General features: G+C 72.0%; 18 protein-coding genes. 10 read left to right on the forward strand and 8 right to left on the reverse strand.

Annotated features, from left to right (window positions below):
• The first annotated feature begins 40 nt into the window (after positions 1 to 40).
• From AB0B72_RS13725 to AB0B72_RS13740, 4 genes are read left to right on the forward strand one after another with little or no spacing between them, the layout of a single operon-like run.
• Entirely contained in the window at positions 41 to 928 is an 888-nt protein-coding gene (locus tag AB0B72_RS13725; RefSeq protein ID WP_367739023.1) for a carbohydrate ABC transporter permease, read from the forward strand.
• Positions 925 to 1,749: a carbohydrate ABC transporter permease gene (locus tag AB0B72_RS13730; RefSeq protein WP_367739025.1), complete on the forward strand. Its 825-nt coding sequence runs from the start codon at positions 925 to 927 to the stop codon at positions 1,747 to 1,749. Before AB0B72_RS13725 ends, AB0B72_RS13730 begins: the two co-directional genes overlap by 4 nt.
• Positions 1,746 to 2,840 (forward strand): ABC transporter ATP-binding protein, encoded by a 1,095-nt coding sequence (locus AB0B72_RS13735; RefSeq protein WP_367739027.1) that lies wholly within the window; start codon positions 1,746 to 1,748, stop codon positions 2,838 to 2,840. The genes AB0B72_RS13730 and AB0B72_RS13735 overlap by 4 nt, the downstream gene beginning before the upstream one ends.
• 2 nt (positions 2,841 to 2,842) lie before the next feature.
• Positions 2,843 to 4,105, forward strand: a complete 1,263-nt coding sequence (locus AB0B72_RS13740; protein WP_367739136.1) for a CehA/McbA family metallohydrolase — start codon at positions 2,843 to 2,845, stop codon at positions 4,103 to 4,105.
• 79 nt (positions 4,106 to 4,184) lie between these two features.
• Here AB0B72_RS13740 and AB0B72_RS13745 read toward each other — a convergent pair whose 3' ends face one another.
• Entirely contained in the window at positions 4,185 to 4,892 is a 708-nt protein-coding gene (locus tag AB0B72_RS13745; RefSeq protein ID WP_367739029.1) for an SDR family NAD(P)-dependent oxidoreductase, read from the reverse strand.
• 102 nt (positions 4,893 to 4,994) lie between these two features.
• On the opposite strand from AB0B72_RS13745, the gene AB0B72_RS13750 reads away from it, so the two are divergent.
• From AB0B72_RS13750 to AB0B72_RS13765, 4 genes are all read left to right on the forward strand, one after another.
• Positions 4,995 to 5,834, forward strand: coding sequence for a helix-turn-helix transcriptional regulator (locus AB0B72_RS13750; protein WP_367739031.1), 840 nt, complete (start codon positions 4,995 to 4,997; stop codon positions 5,832 to 5,834).
• Entirely contained in the window at positions 5,831 to 5,998 is a 168-nt protein-coding gene (locus AB0B72_RS13755) for a hypothetical protein (RefSeq protein ID WP_367739033.1), read from the forward strand. Before AB0B72_RS13750 ends, AB0B72_RS13755 begins: the two co-directional genes overlap by 4 nt.
• Positions 5,999 to 6,094: 96 nt before the next feature.
• Positions 6,095 to 7,318, forward strand: a complete 1,224-nt coding sequence (locus AB0B72_RS13760) for a Gfo/Idh/MocA family protein (RefSeq protein ID WP_367739035.1) — start codon at positions 6,095 to 6,097, stop codon at positions 7,316 to 7,318.
• On the forward strand, positions 7,260 to 10,343 hold the full coding sequence (locus AB0B72_RS13765) for an alpha-mannosidase (protein ID WP_367739037.1): 3,084 nt from the start codon (positions 7,260 to 7,262) through the stop codon (positions 10,341 to 10,343). Before AB0B72_RS13760 ends, AB0B72_RS13765 begins: the two co-directional genes overlap by 59 nt.
• A 305-nt stretch (positions 10,344 to 10,648) precedes the next feature.
• On the opposite strand, the gene AB0B72_RS13770 is transcribed toward AB0B72_RS13765, so the two are convergent.
• On the reverse strand, positions 10,649 to 10,858 hold the full coding sequence (locus AB0B72_RS13770; RefSeq protein ID WP_142647352.1) for a ubiquitin-like protein Pup: 210 nt from the start codon (positions 10,856 to 10,858) through the stop codon (positions 10,649 to 10,651).
• A gap of 189 nt (positions 10,859 to 11,047) precedes the next feature.
• On the opposite strand from AB0B72_RS13770, the gene AB0B72_RS13775 reads away from it, so the two are divergent.
• Both AB0B72_RS13775 and AB0B72_RS13780 read left to right on the forward strand, forming a co-directional pair.
• On the forward strand, positions 11,048 to 11,452 hold the full coding sequence (locus AB0B72_RS13775) for a hypothetical protein (RefSeq protein ID WP_367739039.1): 405 nt from the start codon (positions 11,048 to 11,050) through the stop codon (positions 11,450 to 11,452).
• Between the two features lie 123 nt (positions 11,453 to 11,575).
• Complete coding sequence (locus AB0B72_RS13780) at positions 11,576 to 13,009, forward strand: protein kinase (RefSeq protein WP_367739041.1); 1,434 nt, start codon at positions 11,576 to 11,578, stop codon at positions 13,007 to 13,009.
• Positions 13,010 to 13,158: 149 nt separating this feature from the next.
• On the opposite strand, the gene dop is transcribed toward AB0B72_RS13780, so the two are convergent.
• The 6 genes from dop to arc all read right to left on the reverse strand — a co-directional run bounded on the left by dop (position 13,159) and on the right by arc (position 20,547).
• Positions 13,159 to 14,676 (reverse strand): depupylase/deamidase Dop, encoded by a 1,518-nt coding sequence (gene dop, locus AB0B72_RS13785; protein ID WP_367739043.1) that lies wholly within the window; start codon positions 14,674 to 14,676, stop codon positions 13,159 to 13,161.
• Between the two features lie 75 nt (positions 14,677 to 14,751).
• Complete coding sequence (locus tag AB0B72_RS13790; protein WP_367739045.1) at positions 14,752 to 16,011, reverse strand: acyltransferase family protein; 1,260 nt, start codon at positions 16,009 to 16,011, stop codon at positions 14,752 to 14,754.
• 113 nt (positions 16,012 to 16,124) lie between these two features.
• Complete coding sequence (locus tag AB0B72_RS13795) at positions 16,125 to 17,798, reverse strand: SulP family inorganic anion transporter (protein WP_367739137.1); 1,674 nt, start codon at positions 17,796 to 17,798, stop codon at positions 16,125 to 16,127.
• Between the two features lie 139 nt (positions 17,799 to 17,937).
• Complete coding sequence (locus AB0B72_RS13800) at positions 17,938 to 18,285, reverse strand: ArsR/SmtB family transcription factor (RefSeq protein ID WP_367739047.1); 348 nt, start codon at positions 18,283 to 18,285, stop codon at positions 17,938 to 17,940.
• On the reverse strand, positions 18,285 to 18,503 hold the full coding sequence (locus AB0B72_RS13805) for a hypothetical protein (RefSeq protein WP_367739049.1): 219 nt from the start codon (positions 18,501 to 18,503) through the stop codon (positions 18,285 to 18,287). Before AB0B72_RS13805 ends, AB0B72_RS13800 begins: the two co-directional genes overlap by 1 nt.
• Before the next feature lie 280 nt (positions 18,504 to 18,783).
• Positions 18,784 to 20,547: a proteasome ATPase gene (arc, locus tag AB0B72_RS13810; RefSeq protein ID WP_367739051.1), complete on the reverse strand. Its 1,764-nt coding sequence runs from the start codon at positions 20,545 to 20,547 to the stop codon at positions 18,784 to 18,786.
• Positions 20,548 to 20,570 lie beyond the last annotated feature (23 nt).

Here is a 20,570-nt window from a genome sequence, read left to right on the forward strand (position 1 = left end):
GCCGACCGCGCCCCGAGCCCGCGCGAGCGAAGCGAGCGCAATGGGCACAGACGCGGCGGGGCTGGGGCGGGGGCGTGCCCTGGGGTTCGTCCTGCCGGCGCTGGTGCTGATCGGGGTGTTCCTGGTCTTCCCGGCGCTCTGGACGATCTATCTGGGGCTCACGGACTACCGGCTGACGGGGCTGGCGGCGGCCGATCCTCAGGTCGTGGGGGCGGCGAACTACGCGGAGGCGGTGGGGGACGAGCGGTTCCGCTCGTCGCTGTGGCTGACCGTCCAGTTCGTGCTCGGCTCGGCGGTGGCGGGCCAGGCGGTGCTGGGGTTCGCGATCGCGTGGACGCTGCGCGACCGCCCGGGGCCGGTGAAGCGGCTCACGGAGGGGCTGGTGCTGCTGGCGTGGATCCTGCCGTCGTCGGTGGTCGCGTTCTTGTGGATAGCGCTGCTGGATCGCGACGAGGGCACGCTGAACGCGATCCTGCACACTCCGGGGTTCGCCTGGCTGCTCGACCATCCGATGGGGTCGATCATCGTGTTCAACGTCTGGCGGGGGACGGCGTTTTCGATGATGCTGTACGGCGCGGCGCTGGAGAACGTGCCGCCGTCGCATCTGGAGACGGCCCGGCTGGCGGGGGCCTCGACGTTCCAGCAGCTCAGGGACGTGGTCCTGCCCAGGATCAAGGGCCATGTGCTGACCAACCTGCTGCTGATCAGCCTGTGGACGTTCAACGACTTCACGTCGTTCCAGATCACGGCCGGGGGGCCGGACGGGCGGTCGGAGATCCTGCCGGTGTACATCTACAACGTCGCGCTGAGCGGCGGGCGGCTGGGGTTCGGGGCGGCGATCTCGTTCCTCGTGCTGCTGGTCAACCTGGTGTTCGCGTTCGCGTACCTCCGGGTCCTGCGGGACCGCCGCGAGGTGGTGGTCAGGTGAGCGGCGCGCGGCACGCGGTGGGGGTCATCGGGCGGGCGACGTTCCTCGCGGCGGTGCTGGGGTTCTTCGCGCTGCCGCTGCTGTGGCTGGCGTCGGCGCCGTTCGACGCGCATCCGTCGATCACGACGTCGGTGCCGGAGTTCACGCTCGGCAACTTCCGGTCCCTGCTGGGCAACCCGTACGTGGTCAGCTCGCTGCGCAACTCGCTGCTCCAGGCCGCCGGCAGCGCGGCCCTGGTCGTGGTGCTGGCGGCCCTGGCGGCGTACGCGCTGTCCCGGGTTCGGGTGCCCGGCCGGGACGCCCTGCTGTACGTGCTGCTGCTCCTGTCGTCGGTGGTGACGGGGACGGCGGCGATGGTGCCGCTGTTCGAGCTGGCGACGCGGCTGAACCTGATCGACACCCATCTCGGCGTGGTGCTGACCTTGTCGGGCGGCCTGCTGCCCGCCGCGATCTTCATTCTGAAGGACTTCATGGACGGCACCCCGCCCTCGTACGAGGAGTCGGCGCGGGTGTTCGGCGCCTCGCCGCTGCGGATCCTGCGCGACATCGTCATCCCGCTCGTGCGGCCGGGCCTGGCGACGATCGCGGTGTGGGCGGTGGCGAACGTCTGGGGGAGCTTCCTGCAGCCGTTCATCCTGTTGCGCGACCCGGACAAGGCGCCAGGGGCGGTCATCCTCTACACGCTCTACACCGAGGGCGGCTCGCCGCGCCTCGACCTGATCTCGACGTTCTCGCTTCTCTACTCGCTGCCGGTGGTCGTGATGTACGTGTTCGTCAGCCGCAGGTACGGCTTCCGCTTCCATGGGGGGATCAAGAGGTGATCTCGCTTCGCGGCCTGACCAAGGAGTTCCCCGGCGGGGTGCGGGCGCTCGACTCCCTGGATCTGGAGATCGCCGACGGGGAGTTCTTCGCGCTGCTGGGCCCGTCCGGCTGCGGCAAGACGACCCTGCTGCGGACGATCGCCGGCCTGGAGACGCCGACGTCGGGGAGCGTCGGCATCGGCGGGGCCGACGTCACGGGGCTCCCTCCGGGGCGGCGTGACGTGGCGATGGTGTTCCAGGACTACGCGCTGTTCCCGCACATGGACGTGACGGCCAACATCGCCTACCCGTTGCGGATCAGGAAGGTCCCCCGGACGCGGCGGGAGGCGAAGGCGGCGGAGACGGCGTCCAGGCTCAGCCTGTCCGAGCTGCTGACCCGCAGGCCGGGACAGCTTTCCGGCGGCCAGCAGCAGCGGGTGGCCCTGGCGAGGGCCATCGCCTGCCACCCGAAGGCGTTCCTGTTCGACGAGCCGCTGTCGAATCTCGACGCGCGGCTGCGGCTGGAGGCGCGGACGTTCCTCAAGCGCCTCCAGCGGGAGCTGGCGGTCACCACGGTCTTCGTCACGCACGACCAGGGCGAGGCGCTGGCGCTGGCCGACCGGATCGCGGTCATGTCGGCCGGCCGGATCATGCAGCTCGGGACGCCGTCGGAGGTTTTCCAGCGCCCCGCCACCACGTTCGTCGCGTCGTTCATCGGCTCGACGCCGATGAACCTGCTGCCCGGCGCCGCCGAGGGCGGCGCACTGCGCGTGGCCGGGGCGGTGCTCCCCCTGCCGGACGGCGTGCCCGAGGGCCCGGTCGTGTACGGCCTGCGCCCGGAGTACGCCGATCTGTCTCCCACGCCGCCGGACGACACGTCGGGAGGCCCTTCAGGAGGCCCCGCGGGAGGCACGGCGGCGTTCTCGGGGAAGGTAGCCGTGGTGGAGAACCTCGGCACCGCCCACCTCGTCACGCTCGAATGCGGCGAGCACCTCGTCCAGGCCGTCGTCCCCGAGGGCGCCGAGCCGGAGCCGGGGTCGGCCGCCTGGGTCGTCCCCCGGCCGGGCCGCGCCCTCGTCTACCGTGACGACGAGCTCGTCTCCCGGGCGTGACCATGGCGCCGATCACCGGGACGTGGACGCTGGACGACCGGCTGGCCGGGCCGGTAAGGGAGGTCAGCTTCGAGGTGGGGCCGCGGACCGCCGCGCTGACGGTCCGGCTGGCCTACGACAGGTCGGCCGGCGTGCTCGACCTCGGCTGCGCGGGGCCGTACGGCTTCCGCGGCTGGTCGGGCGGCGCCCGCTCGGAGTTCACGATCTCCCCGGCGTGGGCGACGCCGGGCTACCTGCCGGGCGAGGTCGAGCCTGGGGTGTGGCGGGTGCTCCTCGGCCTGTACCGCGTGCCCGCCGCCGGCCTGCCGTACGAGATCAGTGTGATCAGGCACGCGCGCCCGCCGGCCGTGCCGCGGGCCCATCCGTCGCGTTGCGCGCGTGTGCCGCGGGCCGCGCACCGTGAGCCGGCGGCGGCCCGGCGCGGCCTGCCGTCGCTGGGCGGCTTCCAGTGGCTCGCCGGGGACCTGCACGCCCACACGACGCACTCGGACGGGTCGCTCAGCGTCTACGAGCTGGCCTGCGTGGCGGCCGACCGGGGGCTGGACTTCCTCGCGGTGACCGACCACAACACGGTCAGCCACCACGCCGAGCTGCCGTCGGCGTCCGCCCTGGCCGGCATCGTGCTCGTGCCCGGGCAGGAGGTGACGACGGATCTCGGCCACGCCAACGCGCTGGGCGACGTCGGGTGGGTCGACTTCCGGCGTCCGCCGGACGAGTGGGCGAGGGCCGTACGGGATCGCGGCGGCGTGCTGTCGGTGAACCACCCGGTGGCGGCGGACTGCGCGTGGCGGCACCCGATGAGCGAGCGGCCGCGGACGGTGGAGCTGTGGCACTGGAGCTGGTGGGACCGCACCTGGGGCGCGCCGCTGGCGTGGGGACAGGCGTGGGGTGAGGACGGGGAGCCAGAAGGGACGGGCGACGTGGTCGCCGTCGGCGGCGGCGACTTCCACCGCCCGGAGGAGGGGCATCCGCCGGGAGCGCCCACGACCTGGGTGCTGGCCGAGAGCGGAGGCAGGGGCGCCGAGGCGGCCGGCGCCGTGGTGCGCGCCGTGGCCGAGGGCCGCACGGCGGTGTCGGCCTCACCCGGCGGCCCGCTGCTGCTGCGGCACGGCGAGGAGTTCCTGGCGGTGGACGCCGACGGCCTGGTGCTGTGGGGGCCGCGAACCCGCGCCGTCGTCCGGGGAGACCTGGTGCGCCTGCCCGCACGCCCCGGACTCCACCGGCTTGAGACGCCCGCCAACGAGGTGATGGCGATGTGCTCCTGAACCGGCGGCGGCACGGCGGCGGCACGGCGGGCGGTTGTGCGCACGGGCGGACGGGAAGCACCGGAAACGCTCGCGCCCTTCACCAGGGAAGAGTGCCTTCGACGTCGAAGTAGCCTCCGGTGGGGCCGTCGGGGCCCACCTGTGCCATGCGGACGATGATCTCGGCGCCCTCCTCGACGGTCTGGGTGCCCGTGCGACCGTTCAGGTCGGTGGCGGTGTACCCGGGCTCCACCGCGTTGATCCGTATGTTCGGGAACGCCTTGGCGTACTGCACGGTGACCATGTTGACCGCGGTCTTCGACGCCGGATAGGCGACTCCCGGGTACGCGTACGCCGGCGTGCCATGGGCGGTCACCCGGGTCAGCGAGGCCAGGCCGCTGCTGACGTTGACCACGACGGGGGCCGCGGACCGCTGCAGCAGCGGCAGGAACGCGTGGGTCACGCGTACGACGCCGAAGACATTCGTCTCGAAGATCTCCCGCATCATGTCCGCAGTCGTGCCCGCGGCGCCGACCACTCCCCCGTCCCGTGCCCGTCCTTCGATGCCGGCGTTGTTGATCAGCACGTCCAGTCCGCCGCCGGCCTCGACCGTCTTGGCCGCCGCCGCGACGGACGCGTCGTCGGTGACGTCGAGGAGGACCGGCCGGGCGCCCAGCGCCTCGGCGGCCACGCGGCCGCGTCCGGCGTCCCGGCTGCCGACGTAGACGGTGTGGCCCGCGGCGATGAGCCGGCGGGCGGTCTCGAAGCCGAGACCCTTGTTCGCTCCGGTGATGAGTGTCGTCGTCATGGCTCCAGGCTGCCGCCGCGCTTCACCGACCCCCAGCCGTCCCTTCTTCCTGGGACCACCAGTGCCAGGAAGGCCCGCGACCGGCGGTGCACACTGGTGGGCATGGCGACGACGGAATTCGGGCGGGCGGTGCACCGCTGGCGCGACCGCGTCTCGCCCGAGGCCGCCGGGATGCCCGCGGGCGGGCAGCGGCGCACGCCCGGCCTCCGCCGTGAGGAACTGGCGCTGCTGGCCGGGATCTCCGTCGACTACGTCACCCGCCTCGAACAGGGTCGCGCGTCGAACCCGTCCCCGCAGGTCGTCGAGGCGCTCGCCAGGGCCCTGCGACTGTCGGGCGGTGAGCGGGCCCACCTGTTCGGCCTTGCCGGGCTGGCGCCGCCGGGGCCGGACACCGTGCCCGCGTACATCACCCCGAGTGTTCAGCGGCTGCTGGACCGGCTGACCGGGACACCCGTCGCGGTATACGACGCGTCCTGGACCCTGCTGATCGCCAACCCGCCGTACGCCGCGTTGATGGGCGATCCGTCCGGATGGCGGGGCAACGAGCGCAACGGCGTGTGGCGGAACCTCCTGTGTTATGAGAGCCGGGTCCGGCAGACGCCGGAGGCCCGGCGCGCGCTCGAGACGGCCCTGGTCGCCGACCTGCGCGCGACCGCCGGCCGGTATCCGGCCGACCAGGCGCTACGGCGGCTGATCGCGGACCTCCACGCCCACAGTGACCGGTTCGCCGAGCTGTGGGACTCCGGTGCCGTCGGCCGCCACGAGGCCGCGCGCAAGACCGTCGACCATCCGCAGGCGGGCGCGGTGACGTTGGACTGCGACGTGATCACCGTGGCGGGCAGTGACCTGCACATCATGATCTACACGGCCGAGCCCGGCACCGAGGACGCCGAACGCCTGGCCCTGCTGACCGTGCTCGGCACCCAGTCGCTCGTCGGTTGATCGGCCCCGTCCACGCGGCGGCCGCCGGGTCGATCGAGGTGGCGAATCGCCGCGCCCACGTCGCCCGCACCGTCGTCCGGGGAGACCTGGCGCGCCTGCCCGCACGCCCCGGACTCCGCCAGCCTGAGACGCCCGCCAACGGAGTGACGGCGATGTGCTCCTGAGCCGCCTCCCGGGCGGCCACGGCACGGCGGGCGGTTGTGCGCACCGGCGGATGGGGAGGAGCAGGTCACGAGGATGCCGAGCTGGAGGAGGCCGTCGTGGACACGGTGAGGGTGGGTATCGCCGGGCTCGGGGTGGTCGCGCAGGTCGTCTACCTGCCGCTGCTGGCGCGGCGCCGCGACATCTTCCGGATCGCCGCCGTCTGCGACCTGGACGGCGGGCACGCCGGGATGTTCGGCCGGGAGCTGGGGGTGCCGGCCTACGACGACCCGACGACCATGCTGGACAGAGGCGGCTTCGACGCGCTGCTGGTGCTGACGCCGGGGTCGCACGGGCCGCTGGTGCGGGCGGCCCTCGACCGCGGCCACTGGGTGCTGTGCGAGAAGCCCCTGGCCTACAGCCGGGCCGAGCTCGACGGCGTCCCCGCCGACCGGCTGATGGTCGGTTACATGAAGCAGTACGACCCGGCCGCCCAGCGGCTGCTGGAGGCGCTCCACGAGGCCGGGGGCCCGTCGGGCATCCGCCATCTGGACGTCACCGTGCTGCATCCGTCCGACGAGTCGCAGTTGCTGTTCGCGCGGGCCCGCCCGTCGCGGCCCGCGCTCGAACGGCTCGCGCCGTACGTGGAGGCGGACGAGCGGGCGCTGACCGCCGCCCTCGGCACGCCGTCGGAGCGGCTGCGCAGGCTGTACTCGCGTGTCGTGCTGGGCAGCGTCTGCCACGACCTGTCGCTCATGCGGCTGTTCGCCGGCCCGCCGGACACGGTCGACCACGTCGCCGTGTGGCCGGCGGACGCGTTCCCGCCCTCGGTGGAGGTGAGCGGGGTGCTGTCCGGCGAGGGAGCCGGCCGGTTCGGCCTGCGCTGGCACTACCTGCACGGGTACCCGGCGTACCAGGAGACCGTGACCCTGCACCACGAGCACGGCTCGCTGGAGCTGCGCTTCCCCTCCCCCTATCTGCTGAACGCCCCCACCCGGCTCACGGTCGTGTCGCGCGTGGGCACCACCGAGCGGACGACCGTCCATCAGGACGTGGCGGAGGCGTTCGAACGGCAGCTCCTCGCCTTCCACCGGTTCGTGACCCAGGACGAACCGCCGCTCACCGGACTCGGCGGGGGGCTGGAGGATATCGTCACGGCCCAGCGGATCATCCGCCGCTACGCCCGATGGGCGGGGATCCCCGTGAGCGGCGAGTGCGCGGAGGAGGGCCGCGGCAGGCCGTCCTCGCGGACCGGCAGGAGCGACCTGGTCGAGGAGAGCGTCGATGGACCCAACGGAGAGAGTGTCGGCAACCCCTTCGGAGGAGGCGCCGGCGGAGTCTGACGCCGGGAGCGCGCACGAGATCGTGGTGGTGCCCCACACGCACTGGGACCGGGAGTGGTACCTCCCCTTCCAGCGGTTCCGGATGGGCCTGGTGCGCATGCTCGACGAGGTGCTCGACGCGATGGCCGCCGATCCGCGCTACCGGTTCACGATGGACGGCCAGCTCGCCGCCGTGGAGGACTACCTGGAGATCCGCCCGGAGCGCCGCCCCGACGTCGCCCGCCTCGTCGCCGGGGGCCGGCTGGCCGTCGGCCCCTGGCTGATCCTCGCCGACGAGTTCCTCTGCTCGGGCGAGACGCTGCTGCGCAATCTGGAGTACGGCATACGGGGCGCCGCCGCGCTGGGCGGCGCGATGCGCGTGGGCTACCTGCCCGACCAGTTCGGCCACTGCGCCCAGATGCCGCAGATGCTGTCGCTGGCCGGGCTGCGCCTGGCCTGCCTGTGGCGGGGGGTGCCGGCGAGCGTGGGGCGCGACACCTTCGACTGGACGGGCGCCGATGGCACGACGATCCGCACGAGGTATCTCCCCGGGGGGTACGGCAACGCGGTCGCGCTGTTCGGCGGCCCGCGTGAGGGCCTGCCCGACCGGCTGGCCGCCTTCGTCGCCACCATGCGGCCCTGGGCTTCGGGCCGGCGGCTCCTCGCCATGTACGGAGCGGACCACTCGGCCCCCGCCCGCGAGATCACCCGGTCCGGCCTGCGCCTGGCGACCCTGGAGGAGTTCCTGGCCGACGAGGACGCCGGGCCGTACGAGGAGCGCCCGGAGAACGGGGAGCGCCCGGAGAACGGGGAGCGGCGGGAGGCGGGAGGTGTCCCGTCGGTGCGGGGCGAGCTGCGTTCGCACGCCCGGGCGAACATCCTTCCAGGCGTGATCTCGGCTCGGGTGCCGCTGAAGCAGGCCATGGCGCGGGCCGAACGGGTGGTCGCCCGGTACGCCGAGCCGCTGTCCACGCTGTGGCTCGCCGATCGCTCGGCGTCCGGCCGGATGGTCGACATGGCGTGGCGGCGGGTGGTGGCGTGCAGCGGGCACGACTCGATCACCGGCTGCGGGTCCGACGAGACCGCCCAGCAGGTGGCGGCCCGGACAGCCGAGGCGGAGCAGATCGGCCAGGCGGTCGTGGACCTGGTGAGCGCCGGCCTCGCCGCCTCGTCTCCGAAGGGCTCGCTCGTGGTCGTCAACCCCTCGCCGTTCGAACGGACCGGGCTGGTGCCGGCCGACCTGCCAGGCCATCGGGCCCGGCTGGTCACCGCCTCCGGCGACCCCGTCCCCGTGCAGCGGCTGGAGCACGCCCCGACGCTGCTGGACGAGACCGTGATGGACGATCTCACCCGGCTCCTCGGCCGGGTCCACGAACGGGAGCTGTTCGGCCACGAGATCGTCTCCTGGGGCGCCGTGGAGCGGGTCTTCACGATCACCGTGAGCCGCCACGCGTCCGGCGTCTACGCGTACGAGGACCTCCGGCGGGCCGTCGTACAGGCGGGCCCGGGCCCGTGGCTGGTGCGGACGCTGGCAGAGCCGGTGATCACGGTCGCCGCGCTGGTGACGGTGCCGCCTCTGGGGCGTGCCGTCCTGACCACGCCCTCCCCCGTCCTCGGCGACGACCCGCTGGACGGCGACCTGGACGGCGACCTGGACGGCGAGTGGAACGACGCGGCGGACGGGCTGGGCCCGCTCGACGGCACGGCGGAGGGCGGGCCGGGTGCCGGCTGGTGGCCGGGCCGCGACGACTTCGAGGACCTGCCGGACCAGGACGTCCTCGACAACGGGCTGCTTCGCGTGGGGGTGGCGGCGGACGGCACCGTCTGGCTGAGCGGGGTCGACGGCGGCGAGGTCCACGGCGTCGGCCGGATCGTCCACGGCGGCGACGTGGGCGACACCTACAACTACGCTCCCCCGCCGGGCGATCGCCTGCTCGACGCGCCGGTGTCCGTGGCCGTCGAGGAGATCTGCTCGGGCCCGCTCGTCTCCGTGCTGGAGATCGCCCGTACGTACGACTGGCCGGCACGGGCCGGCGATCCGGAGGCGACGACGCCCACGGTGGTCACGACCCGGGTCGAGCTGCGGGCGGGCGAGCCGTACGCGCGGTTCGAGATCGGCATGGACGTCCGCTGCCGGGACCACCGGATCCGCTGGCACGCGCCGTTGCCGCGCCAGGCGCGGGAGTCGTACGCCGGGGGGCAGTTCGCGGTCGTGCGGCGGGGCCTCACGGCTGAGGGCGGCTGCGGAGAACGGCCGGTCCCGACCTTCCCGGCGGAGACCTTCGTGGCCGCCGGGGGGCTGGCCGTCCTGCTCGACCACGTCACCGAGTACGAGCCGGTCAGCGAACCCGGCCACGTCGACGTCGACGGCGGCCACGACCTCGACGGCAGGGACGCTGGAGACACGGGACGCACGGCGACCGAGCTGGCGCTCACCCTCGTCCGGTCGGTCGGATACCTGTCCAGGAACCGCAATCCGTATCGGGACGAGCCCGCGGGGCCAGAGCTGGCGACCCCGGCGGCGCAGTGCCAGGGGCCGCTTTCCACACGGTTCGCCGTGCTCCCCTACGCGGGGGAATGGCAGCACGCAGGGCTGCCGCGGCTGGCGGAGGAGTACCGCCATGAGCTGCTGGCCGTGACGGGGACCGGCACGGCCCCCGCACCCGAGAGCCCCCGTGGGCCCCGAGGCCCGCAGGACGCGGGAGCCGGCGAAGCCGCCCACCATGGGGCCCGGGCGCCGGAGGACACTCCACTCGCCGGCCGTCCGGTGCGGGGGCCGGAGATCTCCGGCGAGGGGGTGGTGATGGCGGCATTGCGCGAACGTGAGGGATGGCTGGAGGTCCGCCTGGTGGCCGAGCATCCGGCGCCCACCGAGGCCGTGCTCAGCGGGGGCTTCGCCGCGGCCCGCACCGCCGGCGTACTCGGGACACCCGGGACCCGGCTCACGGTCGTGGGCGGGACGGTCCGGATCCCGTTGCGCCCCTTCGAGATCGTGACGATTCAGCTGCGCATGGAGGGGCCGCACGACCGGGCGGCCGGACGGTAGGACCGGCGAGGCGTCCGTTTCACCAGTCCTCCGCTCGTCTCCGGGGGCCTTCGGCCTCCGGCGTAAGGGCACGTCATCCGGCCTTCGGACCTCACCCGGCGGTGAGCCTCACGCGGCGTCGACCCCCCGCCGCCGCGGGCCCGGCCCTCAGGAGGTCAGGCCTCAGGAGGTCGGGCCGGCGGCGGCCGGAAAGGGTCGCGAGCCACCGGGCGTCGGGAAGCCACGGCCCGGGTGCGGCGGGGAGGCGGTGCCGTCGGCACCGGCCTCGCCGCGCGCCTGCCCCGGCCTGGCCGTGGGGCGCCGGCCTACTGGCCGCCCTTCTGGACGTAGGAGCGGACGAACTCCTCCGCGTTCTCCTCGAGGACCTCGTCGATCTCGTCCAAGATCGCATCGACATCGTCGGTGAGCTTTTCGTGGCGCTCCTGCACGTCCGGGGACGCTTGCGCCTCGACCTCCTCGACCTCGTTCTCCTGGCGGCCAGTCTGCTTCTGGCCGCCGGTCTCCTTGGTCGCCATCCCTGACACCTCCGCTGCTCGGGGGGACGCCTCTTTCTCTTATCTTCCCCGAACCGACCGACATTGCGCGCGAAAGGCCTTGTGATCTTTCTTCGACCTGCGAGGTTTGACAGATAGCCAAGCTATCCAATAATTAGATAGCGCAGCTCTCCAACGAGACTCGTCCCCCTGACACGAGACGGAGCCCCCATGTCCCCCGCTTCGATGAGCACGGCCGGCGTCCTGCTGGTCACCGTGACCGGCGTCGGCTTCGGCGGCCTGACGCTGCTCAACGCCATCCTCCGCAAGGTCCCCGGATACCTCGACAATCCCGTACGGCGTGGCCTGTGGCGCGCCGGGCACGCCCACGCGGGCGTTCTCGTGCTGTTCTCGCTCGTCGCCCTGCTCTACATCGACCAGGCCGACCTGTCGGACGGCATGCGATCCCTCACCCGCACGCTGATCGTGGCCGCGCCGATCCTGATGCCGCTCGGCTTCTTCCTGTCGGTCGTCCGGCCGTCGGACACCAAGCCGAACCGTCTGATCCTGCTCACCGTCCTCGGCGGCGTCTGCCTCGCGGCGGGGACGATGATCCTGGGAATCAGCCTGCTGTAGACCGGATTGTTATGGATGTCGCACCCGCGGTAACCGCCATTCGGCACCGCGCCGGACCGTTCCGGACCACAATGTTGAGGATCTCGAAAGCGGGGGCCGGATTCGAGCGCACGCGGGTGGCTGATGGGTACGGGTGCACGGCAACTTCTGGCGGATCGCTACACGCTGCTGTCCCCCTTGCGCCGGGACGGCGGGGGGATCATGTGGCATGCCCACGATCTGCGGCTCAAACGCGACGTGGCGATCAAGGAGGTGCAGCCTCCGTACCGGGTGGACGCGGCGGACCTGCGGGCCGCGCGGCGGCAGGCGCTGCGCGAGGCCAGGTCGGCGGCCAGGCTCAGTCACCCGGCGATCATCACCGTGCACGATCTCCTGGAGGACAGGGGCCGGCTCTGGATCGTTACAGAGCTACTGAAGGGCCTGACGCTCACCGAGACCGTGCAGCATCTGGGCCGGCTGCCCGTGCACTGGGCGGCCTGGGTGGGGTTCCAGCTTCTGTCGGGGGTGCGGCACGCCCACGCGATGGACGTCGTCCACGGCGACATCCGTCCGGGCAACGTGGTCCTGACCGAGGATCGGGTGGTGCTGACCGACTTCGGGATCTCCGCACTGGAGAAGGACGCCGGCTCCTCGACCACGGTGCCGATGACCCGCTCGGCGGCCTACCTGTCCCCGGAGCGCATGCGCGGCGAGGCCCTCGCGTCCGCCATGGACCTGTGGTCGTTCGGGGCCACGCTCTACTTCGGGGTGGAGGGACGGCCGCCCTACCCCGGCATGGGCCCCCTGTCGGCGGGGATGGTGCTCACGAGGGAGCCCGAGCCGCCGCGCCGGGCCGGGCCGCTCGGCGAGGTCCTCGAAGGCCTGCTGCGGCGCGACCCGGACGAGCGGCTCGGCGCCGAGAGGGCCACGGCGATGCTCGTGGACATCCTGCGGCGGCAGGGCATCCCCGCCGCGGCCCCCGGCCGGAGCAGCCGCAGGGACCTGCCATCCGGGTACGGAAAAGGATGGCCGCACGTCGACGGGGTGCCGCGGCGCGAGACGGATCCGCCGGCCAGGCCCGCCCAGCGGATTCCGCCGGTTCCCGAGACCGGCCGGCCGGGCATGCCGTACGGCATCGCCGCACCCGAGCCCGAGACGGACCCACAGGGCAGGCTGTACGACATCGTCATGCCCGGACACCAGGCCGGCCGTCCGGGAATGAACCACGACACGGCTCCCCCGTCAGGGCAAGCCGGGCGCCCCCAGCGCGGGCCGTCCGACCTGCTCCCGCCTGGGCGCGGTACGAGCCGCCCTGACCGGGCCGCCGACAGGTCGGCACAGGCCGCGGAACGCGACAGGCAAGATCGGCGGCGCGAGATCCGCCATCCGGAGGCGGCCCCGAGGCCCGCGCCGCACGACGGGTTCCTCCCGTTGACGGGAGCGGGCCTGCCCTGGCCCGAGCCGCCGGGCGGATGGCGCGCGCGGGAGCGGGGCGTTCCTCCGGCACCGGGCGAGCGCCTTTACAATGTAGATTCGCAGCATCCCGACGACCTGCCGGGCGCTCCGCAGGCCACCTGAACCCGCCGTTCCGAGGATGGGACCGCGGCCCGCTCAGGACGCCGCGGTCGGCAGTCGTGAATCGATGTGCCGCGGAAGCCGCCGGCCCCGGCCGGTGTACGGCTGGGGCGGCTCGTCGCGCATGGTGACTTCGCCGGCCGGTGCGGCCGTCAGCTCTCGCCGGTGAGAGCGGCCACCAGGTCGGCGGCGGTGCGGCACCGGTCGAGAAGGTCGCCGACGTGGGCCTTGGTGCCGCGCAGGGGCTCCAAGGTGGGCACCCGCTGGAGGGACTCGCGGCCCGGGATGTCGAAGATCACCGAGTCCCAGGAGGCCGCGGCCACCGAGTCGCTGTACTGCCGCAGGCAGCGCCCGCGGAAGTAGGCGCGGGTGTCGGTGGGCGGCATCTCGACGGCGCGATCGATCTCGTCGTCCGAGACCAGCCGCTGCATCCGGCCCCGCGCCACAAGGCGGTTGTAGAGCCCGCGCTCGGGCCGGATGTCCGAGTACTGCAGGTCCACGAGCTGGAGGCGGGGATGCGACCAGGACAGGCCGTCCCGGGTGCGGTACCCCTCGAGCAGCTCCAGCTTGGCGACCCAGTCGAGCTCGCGGGACAGCTGCATCGGGTCCTCGTCGAGCCGGGTGAGCACGGACTCCCAGCGGTTGAGCACGTCCTTGGTCAGGTCGTCCACGCTGGAACCGAAGCGGTCCTCGACGTACTTGCGCGCCTGCTCCAGATACTCCATCTGCAGCTGCACCGCGGTCATCTTGCGGCCGTTGCGCAGCGCGATCTCGTACCGGCAGGTGGGGTCGTGGGACACCGCCCGCAGCGCCGCGACGGGAGAGTCGGGCGTCAGGTCGGTGGTGAGGAACCCCTCCTCGATCATCGCGAGGACCAGGGCCGTCGTGCCCAGCTTCAGATATGTCGAAATTTCCGACATGTTGGCGTCGCCGATGATCACGTGGAGCCGGCGGTACTTCTCCGGGTCGGCGTGCGGCTCGTCACGCGTGTTGATGATGGGCCGCTTGAGCGTCGTCTCCAGCCCGACCTCGACCTCGAAGAAGTCGGCCCGCTGGCTGATCTGGAAGCCCTCGCCGCGCGAGTCCTGCCCGATGCCGACCTTCCCCGCCCCGGCGATCACCTGACGGGACACGAAGAAAGGGGTGAGGTGCCGCACGATGTCCGCGAACGGCGTCGCCCGGCGCATCAGGTAGTTCTCGTGACAGCCGTAGGAGGCGCCCTTGGCGTCGGTGTTGTTCTTGTAGAGCTGGATCGGGGCGTTGCCCGGCATGCCGGACGCGCGGACCGCCGCGTCGTGCATGACCCGCTCGCCCGCCTTGTCCCAGATCACCGAGGCGCGCGGGTTGGTGCACTCCGGCGTGGAGTACTCCGGGTGGGCGTGGTCCACGTACAGACGCGCGCCGTTGGTGAGGATGACGTTGGCCAGGCCCAGATCCTCGTCGGTGAGCTGGCTCTGGTCGGCCACCTCTCTGGCCAGGTCGAACCCCCGGGCGTCGCGGAGCGGGTTCTCCTCCTCGAAGTCCCACCGGGCCCGCCGGGCACGGGCGGCCGATGCCGCCAGATAGGCGTTGACGACCTGCGATGAGGTCACCATCGCGTTCGCCCCCGGTTGACCGGGCACGGAAATACCGTACTCGGTCTCGATGCCCATCACCCGCCGAACCGTCATTCGCACCCCGCCCGCATCAGGCCATCGTCGTCATAACCGAGCCTAGCCCTTTCTCTATGCCCTGCTACCAGACAGTTACGGCACAGATGCCTCGGGACTTTGCGCCATAACGGGCGAACGCCTCATAGATGGATCATCCGAGCCCGGCCCGCGCGACCGTCCCGAACGGCGGGTCAGCACCCCCAGGCGGGCCCGCAACCACCGCTGACCAGGCCTGTCGACGATCCGGTAGATCAGGTAGCCGAGCACGACGGAGACCGCCATGGTGATCGCGGTGAGCAGCCAGGGGTCGACGTCGTCCCGATACGCGGGGATCAGAACCGCGGAGACGGTCTGGTGCAGCAGGTAGAGGGGGTACGTCAGGGCGCCCACGGTGACCAGGATGCGCCAGCGCATCCAGCGCAGCCAGCCGAGGGACACGGCGGCCATCAGCAGGAAGATCAGCGTGACGGCCACGATCACGTTCTCCGGCGGGGCCGGGTAGTGGTCGATGCCGAGCATGTCCACCCGCTGCCCCACGCGCTCCATGGCGGCGAACAGGGCCCCGGCGTAGCCGCCGGCCACGAAGAGCCAGGGCAGCCCGCCGGCGACCCTCGCACCGAACCGGTGGATGAGGAAGAAGGCCATGCCCGCGATGAAGTACGGCGCCTGCGTGGGGATGAAGACGAGGGTGAGCGTCTCGTTCTGGGTGATCTGGGCGGCCAGCGCCAGCGCCCCCCAGGCCCCGAGGAAGACCAGGCACCGCCGTACGGTGATCCCGAAGAGGGAGAGGACCGCGATCAGGAGGTAGAAGCGCACCTCCACCCAGAGGGACCAGAAGACGCCTCCGGCGTGGCCGACCCCGAACGCGCCCTGGAACATGGTCAGGTTGAGCAGGTACTCCCCCGTGTCGAGCTTCGGGTCGAAGCCGGACACCCCGCTGAAGCGGTACATGATGAAGATCACGACCACGGCGAACCAGTAGGCCGGGTAGAGCCGGGAGATCCTGGACACCGCGAACTGGCCGATCGTCCGTCCCCAGACACTCATCAAGATGACGAAGCCGCTGATGAGGAAGAACAGCTCCACACCGAGGATGCCGAGGGTCGTGAGCCGGTTCACCGGCGCGAACACCGTGGTCGGGTACTCGACCCACAGCGACTTGCTGGCCGCCATGTAGTGGAACGACATGACGGCGAAGGCCGCGACGAACCGCAGGAAGTCCAGCTCGGCCAGACGTGGACGCTTCGCCGTCTCACCGGCCGCCCGGCCGGCGGAGGGCCCGGCAGCGGGTTCCTGTGAGGGTACGGAGGGTACGGAGGCCCGGCGCTGACCGGAGGTAGGCACAGGAGTCACCCGCGCACGCCTAGGTAGATCACGCACCTTTGACGCGATCGCGCCCGTCCCGGTTCCCTCCGATCGCCTCCCCGGACCGAACTCATCCACCGATGGGTTGCCCGCCCGTCCGGCTACTCGGCGGGTGACCGGCTGCCGCTCGTGGTGACGGGCGGGCCGGTGGGCGGATGGCGGTGCAGGGGCAGGACACCGGTTGTGGTCAGGCGGGCGCGGGCGGCGGTGATGGCTTCGGGGGTGGTGGCGAAGACCTGCCCGGCCGCGTCGAGGCGGGCGATCGCGCCCAGGGCGTGCAGGGGTTGGTGGTGGCCGTCGCGGATGCCGGAGACCAGTACGGTGATCGCGCGTCGCTCCAGGCGGGTGATGGCGTCGCCGAGGACCAGGGCGCCGCTGGCGTCGATGGTGGTGACGCGGGACATGCGCAAGATGATCACCGAGACGTCGGCGACCTCGGACAGCTGGAGCAGGAAGCGGTGGGCGGCGGCGAAGAACAGCGGCCCGTCCAGCCGGTAGGCGACGATGTGCTGGGCCAGCAGCGCGTGCTCTTCATCGCTGTGATCGTCGGGCAGGTCGGGTTGCAGCGGCGTCTCCTCCAGCCGGACGTTTCCGGCGATCGTGCGCAGAGCCAGTGCCCCGGCCACGATCAGGCCCAAGATGACGGCGGTCACCAGGTCCAGGGCAAGGGTGGCCAGAGCGGTCAGTGCCAGCACCAGCGCATCGGCGCGGGTGGAGCGCAGCATGGCCCGGAGCGAGCCGGCCTCGACCATGCGCACCGCGGTGGCCAGCAGCACTCCGGCCAGCGCGGCCAGCGGGATGCGGGCGACCAGGCCGGCGGCCGCGAACACGATCACCGCCAAGATGGCGGCGTGGGCGAGCGCGGCCAGCCGGGAGGAGGCGCCGGCGCGGACGTTGACCGCGGTACGGGCGATCGCCCCGGTGGCCGGGACGCCGCCGAACAGCGGGACGAGCAGGTTGGCCAGGCCTTGGCCGAACAGTTCCCGGTCCGGGTCGTACCTGTGGCTGACGCTCATCCCGTCGGCCACAGCGGCCGACAGCAGCGACTCCAGCGCGGCCAGGGCCGCGACCGCTATGGCGGGGGCGATCAGCGAGCCCAGCGCGCCCATCTGCAGAAAGTCAAGCGACGGCGCGGGCAACCCCGCGGGCAGAGCGCCGATGCGGGTGACCGGCAGCCGCGCCAGCTCGGCCACCAAGGTCGCGGCGGCCACAGCCAGCAGCGAGAACGGCACCCCCGGCCGCCAGTGCGCCCCGGCCAGCATCGCCACGGCCACCAGCACGGTCATCGCGGGCGCCGCCCAGCTGGGGCGGGCGGTGAAGTCGAGCACCGCCTGCCAGGCCACGGCCACCACCTTGTCCCCGTGCGGGGCGGGCACGCCGAGCGCGGCCGGCACCTGCTGCAAGGCGATCACGCAGGCGATGCCGAGGGTGAAGCCCTCCACCACCGGGGCCGGCACCAGCGTCATGTACCGGCCCGCCCGCGCCAGCGCCAAGCCCAGCAGCATCAGCCCGGCCAGCACGCCGACCGTCAACACACCGGAGGCCCCGTGCTGGTGCATGATCGGCACCAGCACCACGGTCATCGCCCCGGTCGGGCCGGACACCTGCAGGGCCGACCCGCCGAACAGCGCCGCCAGCGTCCCGGCCACCACCGCGGTCACCAAACCCGCCTGGGCCCCCAGCCCGGAGGAGATGCCGAACCCGAGCGCCAGCGGAAGCGCCACGATCGCCACCGTCAGCCCGGCCAGCAGGTCCCGGCGCGGATGACGGCCCATCGCCACCAGATCAGCACGGCCGGGCAGCACCGAACGCAGACGGTCCCCAAGCCCCGACACCACCGCGCTCACCTGTTCACCATGCTGACCGTGTCCGCCGTGTCCGCTGTGTTTGTCGTATTTGTGGCGTTTGTCGTGTTCACCCTTGTCTCGTCTCCGCCTGCTCCAGCTCCAGCTCCGTCAGCAGCTCACGCTGCCCCTGCAGCTTTGCGCTCAGCAGTTGACGAGCCGCGCGCAGCAACTCGGCCACATCCCCGCCCGACAGCGCGTACACCACGGTGGTCCCCTCTCGGTGGGCGGTGACCATGTCCGAGCGGCGCAGCACTGCCAGGTGCTGCGACAGCCCCGTCGCCTCCACCTCGATCGCGGCCAGCAGATCCCGCACCGGCATCGGCCCGTCCTGCAACAGCTCCAGCACCCGGATCCGGACCGGATGGCCCAGCAGCCGAAACAGCTCCGCCTTGGCCTCATACAACGGCACCGACATCATGCGCCCGCCCCTCCACCTGGCACGGCCTGATCACCGGGCGGGGCCGGCCTCGGCTTCAGCGCCACCCCGTGGCGGCGGGCGAAGCGTGTCAGGTCCTCCCACTGATCCTGGGCCTGCTGCTGCGCCTCGGCATCGCCGCCGTCGCGGGCGGCCGCCAACGCCGCCTCCACCTCAGCCAGCCGCGCCCGGACCGCGGCTGCGAACTCTCCGCTCACCCTGTCCATCCCTTCCGCGGTGCCGAACCGGCCACGACCACCGATCGCACCGCCTATGCAATTGCGAAACTTCGCAACTCTTTGATTCTAGCGAACGGAGCGAGGTTTCCCGACGGCAGGCGGTGCGATCGGCCGCGCGGCCGGACGAGAGCCGGCGAAGATCCGGTCCGGGGGCGGGAGGAGTCCGCCCGGAACACGGGAGGAGCGGTCCGATCCGTGGATCGGGCCGCTCCTCGTGGTGCCGACGGGCCGGCCGGTTCCGCCCGGCCGGCGGATTCGGCTAGAGGTACTGGCCGGTGTTGGCGACCGTGTCGATCGACCGTCCGGCCTCGGTGCCCTGCTTGCCCTGCACGAGCGTGCGGATGTAGACGATCCGCTCGCCCTTCTTGCCGGAGATGCGGGCCCAGTCGTCGGGGTTGGTGGTGTTGGGCAGGTCCTCGTTCTCGGAGAACTCGTCGACGCAGGCGGCCAGCAGGTGGGCGATCCGCAGGCCCTTCTGCCCGGTCTCCAGGAACTCCTTGATGGCCATCTTCTTGCCGCGGTCCACGATGTTCTGGATCATGGCGCCGGAGTTGAAGTCCTTGAAGTACAGGACCTCCTTGTCACCGTTGGCGTAGGTCACCTCGAGGAAGCGGTTCTCCTCGCTCTCGGCGTACATGCGCTCGACGACCCGCTGGATCATCGCCGCGATGGTCGTGTCCCGGCCGCCCCCGTGCTCGGCGAGGTCGTCGCCGTGCAGCGGAAGGTCGGTGACCAGGTACTTCGAGAAGATGTCCTTGGCCGCCTCGGCGTCCGGCCGCTCGATCTTGATCTTGACGTCCAGGCGGCCGGGCCGCAGGATCGCCGGGTCGATCATGTCCTCGCGGTTGGAGGCGCCGATGACGATGACGTTCTCCAGGCCCTCGACGCCGTCGATCTCCGAGAGAAGCTGGGGGACGATGGTGTTCTCGACGTCGGAGGAGACGCCGGAGCCGCGGGTACGGAAGATCGAGTCCATCTCGTCGAAGAACACGATGACCGGGGTGCCCTCGGAGGCCTTCTCCCGGGCCCGCTGGAAGACCAGGCGGATGTGCCGCTCGGTCTCGCCCACGTACTTGTTCAGCAGCTCGGGGCCCTTGATGTTGAGGAAGAAGCTCTTGCCGGACTGGCCGGTCTTCTCCGCGACCTGCTTGGCCAGGGAGTTGGCGACGGCCTTGGCGATCAGCGTCTTGCCGCAGCCGGGCGGGCCGTACAGCAGGACGCCCTTGGGCGGGCGGAGCTTGTGCTCGCGGAACAGGTCGGCGTGCAGGTAGGGAAGCTCGATCGCGTCCCTGATCTGCTCGATCTGCCGCATGAGGCCGCCGATCTCCTCGTAGGAGATGTCGGGGACCTCTTCCAGGACGAGCTCCTCCACCTCCGACTTGGGGATCCGCTCGTACACGTAGTTGGAACGGGGTTCGAGCAGGAGGGAGTCGCCCGCGCGGATCGGCTGGTCCATCAGCGAGGCGGCGAGCTTGACGACCCGCTCCTCGTCCGCGTGCGAGATGACAAGGGCCCGGTCGCCGCTCTCCAGCAGCTCCTTGAGCATGACGATCTCGCCGACGTCCTCGTAGCCGAGCGCCTCCACCACGTTGAGCGCCTCGTTCAGCATGACCTCCTGGCCACGCTTGAGCGACTCGGCGTCCACGGCTGGGCTGACGTTCACCCTGAGCTTGCGGCCGCCGGTGAACACCTCGATCGTGCCGTCATCCCTGGCCTCCAGGAAGACCCCGAAGCCGGACGGCGGCTGTGCGAGCCGGTCGACCTCCTCCTTGAGGGCGACAATCTGATCCCTGGCCTCCTTGAGGGTGGAAACCAGCCGCTCGTTCTGGCTGGTGAGGGCGGCCACCTGGGCTTGCGCCTCATGGAGACGTTCTTCGATGACCCTGGCCTGCCGGGGAGACTCGGCCAGTTTCCGACGCAACGCGGTGATCTCCTCCTGCAGGAAGGAGACCTGTGTTGTGAGATCAGCGACCTCCCGTTCGCGCTGCGCGGCCCGAGCCTCAGCGTCGTCGCGAGCTGCCACGCCCCGTCACCTCCTTCCCCGTC

This window comes from Microbispora sp. NPDC049125, from assembly GCF_040802045.1.
GTDB lineage: Bacteria > Actinomycetota > Actinomycetes > Streptosporangiales > Streptosporangiaceae > Microbispora.

What these genes read in the sequence shown, in the direction of transcription:
- AB0B72_RS13725 (WP_367739023.1), top strand. Translation starts at nt 41, where the DNA reads ATGGGCACAGACGCGGCGGGGCTGGGGCGGGGGCGTGCCCTGGGGTTC.
- AB0B72_RS13740 (WP_367739136.1), top strand. Translation starts at nt 2,843, where the DNA reads ATGGCGCCGATCACCGGGACGTGGACGCTGGACGACCGGCTGGCCGGG.
- AB0B72_RS13745 (WP_367739029.1), bottom strand. Translation starts at nt 4,892, where the DNA reads ATGACGACGACACTCATCACCGGAGCGAACAAGGGTCTCGGCTTCGAG.
- AB0B72_RS13750 (WP_367739031.1), top strand. Translation starts at nt 4,995, where the DNA reads ATGGCGACGACGGAATTCGGGCGGGCGGTGCACCGCTGGCGCGACCGC.
- AB0B72_RS13765 (WP_367739037.1), top strand. Translation starts at nt 7,260, where the DNA reads ATGGACCCAACGGAGAGAGTGTCGGCAACCCCTTCGGAGGAGGCGCCG.
- AB0B72_RS13770 (WP_142647352.1), bottom strand. Translation starts at nt 10,858, where the DNA reads ATGGCGACCAAGGAGACCGGCGGCCAGAAGCAGACTGGCCGCCAGGAG.
- AB0B72_RS13775 (WP_367739039.1), top strand. Translation starts at nt 11,048, where the DNA reads ATGTCCCCCGCTTCGATGAGCACGGCCGGCGTCCTGCTGGTCACCGTG.
- AB0B72_RS13780 (WP_367739041.1), top strand. Translation starts at nt 11,576, where the DNA reads ATGGGTACGGGTGCACGGCAACTTCTGGCGGATCGCTACACGCTGCTG.
- dop (WP_367739043.1), bottom strand. Translation starts at nt 14,676, where the DNA reads ATGACGGTTCGGCGGGTGATGGGCATCGAGACCGAGTACGGTATTTCC.
- AB0B72_RS13795 (WP_367739137.1), bottom strand. Translation starts at nt 17,798, where the DNA reads ATGGGCCGTCATCCGCGCCGGGACCTGCTGGCCGGGCTGACGGTGGCG.
- AB0B72_RS13800 (WP_367739047.1), bottom strand. Translation starts at nt 18,285, where the DNA reads ATGTCGGTGCCGTTGTATGAGGCCAAGGCGGAGCTGTTTCGGCTGCTG.